Here is an 8,616-nt window from a genome sequence, read left to right on the forward strand (position 1 = left end):
CGCGAAAAAAAAGACAATACGGAGTAGTCAATCTGCCACCGACAAGCCGTGCAACTTTTGAGGTGTGAATATTGGGAAAAAGTGAAAAATATCGACCCTGACAACCTCGTTTTTTTGGATGAAATGGGCGTTCTATTGGGGTTAACACGAACCCATGCACGTTCAAAATGTGGTAGTAGAGCCTATGATTTAAAACCATTTTATCGGGGTGCCAAAGTCACAGTTATTGGAGCAATCAGCTTAAAAAAAGTAGTAGGATTAATGACGCTCAACGGGTCGATGGATAGTCAGGCATTTGCAGTTTTTGTTGAACAGTGCTTAGTGCCAAACTTATGGGAAGATGCAGTCGAAGTTAATTGATAATCTACCAGCCCATAAGTTGGCCGTGATTGAACCACTGATTCAAGCCGCTGGTGCAAGTGTTCTGAATTTATCACCCTATTCTCCTGACTTTAATCCAATCGAATTATGGTGGTCACAACTCAAAGCTTTTTTACGGAAGTTTTCGCCCACTACTACCAAGATGGTTGATGTTTTACTAGCTACGGCGCTTGATGCGGGTTAATCCACAGCACTTTAAAAACTGGTTTACAAGCTGCTGTTACTGTACTTCATAAACCTGGAATCCGCTGTAGCATTTCTTTGGGACGCCAGGTGAATCTCAAAGAACCATCGCGAGAATACGAGCCGCTGATTAAAGTTAAGAGGCTCCTCTGCTGGCCGAGCAAACCCCGCTACGAGCAAATTGTAGAAGGTGAAGAACTCCAGCAACAGCAGGTAAATTAGGAGTCTTTTTGGACTCCCTGGCAAGATAATGAAACCCCAGTCACTCTCAATGTTGGAGAAGATTTTGACTTGGTAATTCTCGGCATTTCTCTAGGAGCTTTACCCTTTATCTGCGGCGACTTGATTAATGCTGAAAAAAATCCGGCTCATCAAAAATGGGCTAATATGGTGAATCAAATCGAAACAGTTCCAACTCAAGGCGGACAGTTGTGGCTTAAATCTAATTTACAGCAGTTGGGGTGGAGGGGGGGGCAGTCCTGTGGTCGGTTCTTATGTAGAACCCCTCGATACTTATGCCGATATGAGTGATTTGATCCAGCGCGAAAATTTGTCTTCTGAACATTATCCCTACAATCTTGCTTATTTTACAGGCGTAATAGCAGACTCAGGAATTCCTCCCAGCAGCGATCGCGATTTCCCAAAAAGGGAACAGGAGAAAGTAGAAAAACAGGCGATCAACTTCCTCGAAAACCAAATAGGTAACTTATGGCCTAAAGCCACCACCCCAGAAAATCCTCAAGGGTTGAATTGGGATTTGCTTGTCGATATAAAAAACCAGCAGGGACAGAAACGTTTCTACTCTCAATATTGGCGAGTCAATATCGACCCTTCAGAGCGTTACGTGCTTTCCGTTCCCGGAAGCACTAAGTACCGACTCAAAACTGATGAATCTGGCTTCAATAATCTCTACCTGACGGGCGACTGGATCGACAACGGTTACAATTCTGGCTGTGTCGAAGCAACCGTTATGTCAGCTATGCAAGCTGCTCGTGCTATTTTAAAACAAATTTTTGAGATTGAATATGCAAAACAAATTATTGGTGAGAGGGATTCTTGGTTCTGAAACCTGTGTTAGGCTGCAACAGCAATGAATTTACAGCGCTCGAAGCGAAAAAAAAGCTAACACCGAAACGGAATAATATCTTTAATTACCGAGCGATACTTCCGACAGGAGAGAGATTGCGATCGGCAGAATTGACGTCAGAGATACGTTGTTGCGCTTGTGCGCTCTTCTCAAGCCCCGCCCAAAAACGTACCTCTCCAGATTCTGCGGAGGCGAGATCCTCCGCAACTATCCGCAGTATTGCCCGATAAGAGTGAATAATTTAAACAGGGCTTACCTCAATACGGTTCAGTTAGTGCTAAAAAAACAGATCGTCCGTAGGTTGGGACCAGGAACAAAACCCAACATTTTCGCTACAATTTTCCTTAACTGAACCGTATTGGGGCTTACCTCGAACAGCAGAAGGCTCAGCCTTTTGTAGGGGCAAGTCCCCTCTGGTTGCCCCCTGCCTGCGGTGATGTTGCCTAAATTCTGTTAAAGCCACTATCAACGAATTATTAATCACCAAAAAATATGCTAAAACTTCCGGGCTACACAAATTTTCAAAAAATTAATGAAGGCGTTAAAACAGTTGTTTATCGGGGGCTGAAGCTTCAGAACCAACAGCCTGTTATTGTTAAGCTACTAAGTTCTAAGTATCCACATCCTATTGATGTTGCTAATTTAAAGTATCAATATGAAATCGCGAAAAACTTGAACATCCCAGGAGTTGTTAAGTGCTTGGGGCTGGAAAGATACCAGAACAGCTTCGCCTTAATTATGGAAGATTTTGGCGCTCAATCTTTAAATTACATCCTTGCTTCTCTCAAGAACGATTTTATCGGCTTTCTCCGAATAGCAATTCAGTTAGCGGAAACTTTAGGGCAACTCCACAAACAGCAGATCGTTCATAAAGATATTAAGCCGCCAAATATTATTGTCCATACTGCAACTTTGGTGGTTAAAATTATAGATTTTAGCATTTCTTCTCGCCTGGGAATAGAAAACCAAACAATTAGCAATCCTAATTGTCTAGAAGGCACGCTAGCCTATATATCCCCAGAGCAAACGGGCCGGATGAATCGGTCGATTGACTATCGTACCGACTTTTACTCATTGGGTGCAACTTTTTATGAAATGCTGACAGGTTCCCTACCTTTTGCAGCTACTGACCCAATGGAATTGATTCACTGCCATTTAGCAAAGCAACCAGTTCCGCCGATTCAGTTAAATCCAGAAATTCCCCAAGCAATTTCTGACATCGCACTCAAATTATTAGCCAAAACAGCAGAAGAGCGGTATCGAACTGCTGAGGGACTAAAAGCCGATCTAGAAAATTGCCTAACTCAGCTACAGGAATTCGGCACAATTTCACCATTCATTGTAGGGTCTAAAGATTTATCCGGTCAACTGCTGATCCCGCAGAAACTCTACGGTAGGGAAGAAGAGGTAGCTGTATTAATGGAAGCGTTTGAACGAACCAGCCTCGGCACAGCAGAAATGATGCTGGTCAGCGGTTATTCGGGAATTGGCAAATCTTGCTTAGTGAATGAAGTTCACAAACCTGTTGCAGCCAAGCGGGGGTATTTTATTGCTGGTAAATTTGACCAGTTTAAGCGCAATATTCCTTACGCTTCGCTGATCCAAGCTTTCCAGTCACTCTTGCGACAGCTATTAACAGAAGATTCTGAAAAAATAGCTGTTTGGAAAGAGAAGATTTTAACAGCACTGAGTCAAAATGGTTCTCTAATTATTAATGTTATCCCCGAACTTGAACTGATTGTCGGTCATCAGCCAGAAGTACCACAACTGAGTTCCTATGAATCCCAAAACCGCTTTAATCGCGTTTTTCAACAGTTCTTCAAAGTCTTTTGTCAACCCGAACACCCCCTCGTTCTTTTCCTAGACGACTTGCAGTGGGCAGATTCAGCATCCCTCAAATTAATCCAACTGCTGATGAGCGATCGCGACAGCCAATATCTGTTAACGATCGGAGCTTATCGGGATAACGAAGTCAATCCAGCTCATCCCTTGATTCAGGCATTAGAAAAGATTCGAGAAAGTGAGGCTGCCATCAATAATATTACTGTTAAACCTTTACAGCTAAACCATGTCAGGCAGCTAATTGCAGACACGCTCAACGAATCTCCCGAAGCTAGCCGTATAAAATCATTCTCAGAACTGCTTTTCAATAAAACCCAAGGCAATCCCTTCTTCTTGACTCAACTGCTGAAAGTGCTAGATTCCGAACGACTGCTAACTTACGACACTTTTATCGGTATTTGGCAGTGGGATATCGAACTTATTCAAACCATTGGTATTGCGGATTGCAATATTGTTGAACTGATAGCAAAGAATATTCAACAGTTACCAGCATCAACGCAAAAAGTCTTAAAATTGGCGGCTTGCATCGGCAGCACTTTTAATTTAAGCGTTTTGGCAATTGTGAATGAAGAGTCAGAATCAGTTACTGCTTCTGGTCTGTGGCCGGCACTTCAGTCTGGTTTAATTTTGCCTCTAAGTGGAAACTACAAAATCCCGCTAGTTTTTCAACAGGAGGAACTAGGCGAACTTATCCTCAGCGATTCCAGGGTAGACTATAAGTTTTTGCACGATCGCGTGCAGCAAGCCGCTTATTCTTTGATTCCCGAATCCGATCGAAAATTGACTCACCTGAGCATTGGCAAACTTTTGCAGCAAAATACCAGCCCTGAAGACCGAAAAGAAAATATCTTTGCTCTGGTCAATCAACTTAATTTTAGCACAGACTTAATAGTTGGGCAAGTAGAAAAAGATGAATTAGCTTTCCTAAATCTAATTGCCGGTCAGAAAGCAAAGGCAGCGACAGCTTACGAAGCTGCTGCCAGGTATTTGAATATTGGTTTGGAACTCCTTGCTGCTAATAGCTGGCAGAGTCAGTATGAATTGACTCTTAACCTCCATGTAGAAACAGTAGAAACTGAATTTTTAAACACCAATTTTAAGCACTCTGAAATACTAGCTGACGCTGTTTTAAAAGAGGCAAAAACCTTACTCGATCGGGTGAAAGTATACGAGCTAAAAATTCAATCTTATGTCGCTCAAAACCAGCTCATTAAAGCTATTGATACGGGTTGGGAAATTTTGGAAATGCTGGGGGTTTCTCCCAAGTTGCTAGCAGCCGGGAATGCCTCAGTAAAATTGCCTTTGCTGACAGATTTGGAAAATGCTCCAGAAATGACCGCTCCTGATAAGTTGGCGGCGATGCGGCTGCTGATGACTATCTCAGCTCCCGCTTCTATTGCCAAGCCAGAGATGGTTTTGCCGATCGTATTGACTCAAATTAATCTCTGCATTGAAAACGGTCATTCAGCGCTAGCAGCTTACGCTTACAGCATTTATGGCTTGCTCCTATGTGCAGCACTTGGAGATTTAGAGGCAGGATATTATTCTGGTCAGATAGCTTTAAAGCTATTAGAGCAATTTAATTCTAAAGAACTCACAGCTAAAGTATACACTCTGTTTAACGTTACTATCAGACATTGGAAAGAACACGCTAGGGAAACAATAGATGCTTTGCAAGAAGGGGTTCAAAGCGGTCTGGATACTGGAGATGTAGAATATGCTGGCTATTGTGCTTTGAACTCTTGCGCTCATATATTTTTAATTGGCAACTACCTAGAATCTGTAGAGTCGCGCCAAGCTCATTATCTCGATTTACTGCTGAAACTCAAACAAGAATTTGGGCTCTACTACATTAAAATATGGAGGCAGCTAGTTTTGAATCTTTCCCGACCTACTGCTGACAAATGTTGCTTAATTGGCGAGAGCTTTGATGAAGTAGAAATGCTGCCGATCTTAGAAACAGCAAATAACCAGATATCTCTTTTTGCTGCCTATCTTGCTAAATCAATTCTATCTTACTTATTTAAAGAGTTTGCTGCTGCCGTTGAAAATGCTTCAATCGCTGAAAAATATAAAGCATCCGCACCCGGACACATGACGGTTGCCGTTCACAACTTCTACTATTCGCTAGCTCTTCTGGCTCAGTATCCCCATGTACGAGGTCAGGCTGAATCTGGGAGGGAGAGCGAGCAACAAGAAGCTCTGGCTATTGTGGAGTTGAATCAAGAAAAAATGAAGGGCTGGGCTTACCATGCTCCGGCTAATTATCAGCATAAATACGATCTGGTTGAGGCAGAAATAGCGCGGGTGAAAGGGCAAAATTGGGAAGCGATGGAGTATTACGATCTCGCCATCGCGGGAGCTAAAAAACAGGGGTACGTTCAGGAGGAAGCTTTAGCTTACGAACTGGCGGCTGAATTTTATTTAGCGGCCTCAAGAGAGGAGATCGGTCAGACTTACATGGCATCAGCATACTACAGCTACGCTCGGTGGGGAGCGAAGACTAAGATTGCAGATTTGGAGTCAAGATATCCTCCGCTTCTTTCTCTGATATCTGCTGCTAAGAACGCCAGCTTTGAGAAAACTACATCTACAGAGACTACAACAGTTACAAATAATGCAACAGGTAATTCTTTCCTCGATTTAGCAACAGTAATGAAGGCTTCGCAAGTTTTAGCGAGCGAAGTTGTTTTGAGTAAATTGCTAGAAAAATTGCTAAAAATTCTGATGGAGAACGCTGGCGCCCAAAGCGGTTTGTTAATTTTAGCAAAAAATGGCAACTTGTTAATAGAAGCGTCTGGTTCTGTTGAACGAGATCGGATCGTAGTACAGCAGTCGCTTCCAATCGCTTTCAGTCAGGATTTGCCATTGTCTCTAATAAATTATGTAGTCCGAACGAAAAGAGATGTTGTTTTAGATGATGCCGGGAGGGATGAACTCTTCAAAAATGATATTTATATTGTCAAAAACAATACTAAGTCTATTTTATGTACGCCTATTATTAATCAAGCTACTTTAATTGCTGTGCTTTATTTAGAGAATAACCTGGCAACGGGTGTTTTCACAGCAGAAAGGCAGGAAGTTTTAAAGCTTCTTTCTACTCAAGCTGCAATTTCTTTAGAAAACGCTTTTCTCTATAAAAACTTGTCGGCAGCTAATGAAAAATTGCAGAATTACAGCCAGAATTTAGAGGCGAAAGTGCAAGATAGAACGCGAGAAGTTACAGAAAAAAACGCGTTCCTACAGCAGGAAATTAGCGAGCGAATCTCTACTGAATCAGCTTTGAGGCAGTCTGAAGTGCAGTTAAAAGAACAAGCAGTTCAGCTAGAAAATGCTCTTCTCAAATTGCAGCAGACTCAGGCTCAAATGATTCAAACTGAAAAAATGTCAAGTTTGGGACAGCTAGTTGCAGGAATTGCTCATGAAATTAACAATCCGATTAATTTTATTTATGGCAATCTTACTCACGCAACTGAATATATGCAATATTTGCTGCAAATAATCAATATTTACCAGCGGACATACCCGAATCTTACTCCTGAATTGGCAGCAGTAACAGAGGAAATTGAACTTGATTTCCTCCAACAAGACTTGCTGCAAATTCTGAAGTCGATGAATGTTGGAGCCGAGCGCATCCGCAATATTGTGATAGGTTTGCGGAATTTTTCGCGCCTTGCAGAGAGCGAGATGAAGCGGGTTGACATTCACGAAGGGATTGAGAGCACGCTGCTGATTTTGCAGCACCGCCTGAACTCAGCGGTAAAGCTGGGGGATGGAAATGATAGCGGCGACGAGGGAGGCATTGCGAGCAGAGAAATCCAAGTTGTTAAAGAATACGGGAACCTGCCTTTAGTCGAGTGTTCTGCTGGAGAACTCAATCAGGTGTTTATGAATATTCTAGGCAATGCGATCGATGCGCTGGTACAGTTGGACAACCAACAGTGTCCAACGCCTGCGATTCGGATTCGCACAGAGGTAAAAGGCACTAGCGCGATCGTCTCAATTGCAGACAACGGACTTGGAATGAGTGAATCAGTCCGCGTTAGGGTATTCGATCCCTTTTTTACAACTAAGCCTGTAGGTTCGGGTACTGGTCTGGGCTTGTCTGTTTCGCACTCAATTATCGTACAAAAACACGGCGGGAAGCTAACGTGCATTTCAGCACCGAGGCGGGGAGCTGAATTTGTTTTGGAAATTCCGCTATCACAGGGTATATAGACGTTATGTTAGTACATGATTTAGTTGAGTTTTGAGTCCAATTTGGATAGACAACAGTAACAGCAGGTTGTCAACCAATTTTAGCAGTGCATCGACCCATTTAGTATCCTTAATCCTACTACTTTTGTTAAGTTAATTGCTCCGATAAATGTGACCTTTGCACCTTTACTGCGTTAGCTGCACTTGGGCTAATTTATGACGCTCGCCCTCAGCCACCGCGTTAAGAAATCCTCCCAGACCGGTGCAGCAATGCAGTAAGTATGCAAGACTTTGGAGCATCGGGTCGGGTATACACCAAGAATGAAGATAGAACGGCACGGGCAAGCCAAAATACTCACGCAAGAGGAAATCGAGCTTTTGTTCAACAAAGGTTTGCAAACCTCACGCGATCGCAGCCTCTTCGGAGTTTGTCTCTACACCGCGTGTCGAATTGCGGAAGCTTGTTCCCTAGAAGTCATCGATATTTACACTGCCAGAAGTACAGTCCGACCTACGATTAACTTCCGCAAGGGCAACACCAAAGGCCAACTCCAAACCCGAACGATTCCGGTCATTGAAGATTTGCGAAGTCTCCTGACATCTTGGAAACCCAACGCGGGTCAGACTTATTTATTTCCCGGCCGCCACCCGAACCACCACTGGAAGCATTTGCACCCCGACTCAGCGGACAAGGTTTTAAGAAAAGCGTTCGAGCGGGCCGACATCGAGGGAGCCTCCACCCACAGTTTTAGGAGAACGGCTCTCACCCAGATGAGCAACGCCGGAATTCCGCTGCGGATTATTCAAGAAATCAGCGGTCACAACAACCTCGAACAGTTGCAGAAATACTTAGGGCTTGCTGAAAATAAGCGAAAAGCTGACTGTACAAGGCTTATAGAAGTCTTACAAGGGCAAAGAGGACACGA

6 protein-coding genes are annotated in these 8,616 nt (G+C 43.3%); all 6 read left to right on the forward strand.

The window, feature by feature from the left end; all coding sequences use genetic code 11:
• Positions 1-81: 81 nt before the first annotated feature.
• Positions 82-360, forward strand: a complete 279-nt coding sequence (locus QUA54_RS33160; protein WP_333419147.1) for a transposase — start codon at positions 82-84, stop codon at positions 358-360.
• On the forward strand, positions 341-565 hold the full coding sequence (locus QUA54_RS34680) for a transposase (protein ID WP_445301612.1): 225 nt from the start codon (positions 341-343) through the stop codon (positions 563-565). Before QUA54_RS33160 ends, QUA54_RS34680 begins: the two co-directional genes overlap by 20 nt.
• Positions 566-654: 89 nt before the next feature.
• Positions 655-786, forward strand: coding sequence for a hypothetical protein (locus QUA54_RS33165; RefSeq protein WP_333419149.1), 132 nt, complete (start codon positions 655-657; stop codon positions 784-786).
• A 259-nt stretch (positions 787-1,045) separates the two neighbouring features.
• On the forward strand, positions 1,046-1,630 hold the full coding sequence (locus tag QUA54_RS33170; protein ID WP_333419151.1) for an FAD-dependent oxidoreductase: 585 nt from the start codon (positions 1,046-1,048) through the stop codon (positions 1,628-1,630).
• 513 nt (positions 1,631-2,143) lie between these two features.
• Positions 2,144-7,711: an AAA family ATPase gene (locus QUA54_RS33175; protein ID WP_333419153.1), complete on the forward strand. Its 5,568-nt coding sequence runs from the start codon at positions 2,144-2,146 to the stop codon at positions 7,709-7,711.
• 300 nt (positions 7,712-8,011) lie between these two features.
• Positions 8,012-8,616: tyrosine-type recombinase/integrase (locus QUA54_RS33180; protein WP_333419155.1), on the forward strand; the 605-nt coding region annotated here is incomplete at its 3' end.

The sequence above is a fragment of the Microcoleus sp. MOSTC5 genome, from assembly GCF_036701825.1.
In the GTDB taxonomy this organism is placed as follows: Bacteria; Cyanobacteriota; Cyanobacteriia; order Cyanobacteriales; family Microcoleaceae; genus Microcoleus; species Microcoleus asticus.

What these genes read in the sequence shown, in the direction of transcription:
- QUA54_RS34680 (WP_445301612.1), top strand. Translation starts at nt 341, where the DNA reads ATGCAGTCGAAGTTAATTGATAATCTACCAGCCCATAAGTTGGCCGTG.
- QUA54_RS33175 (WP_333419153.1), top strand. Translation starts at nt 2,144, where the DNA reads ATGCTAAAACTTCCGGGCTACACAAATTTTCAAAAAATTAATGAAGGC.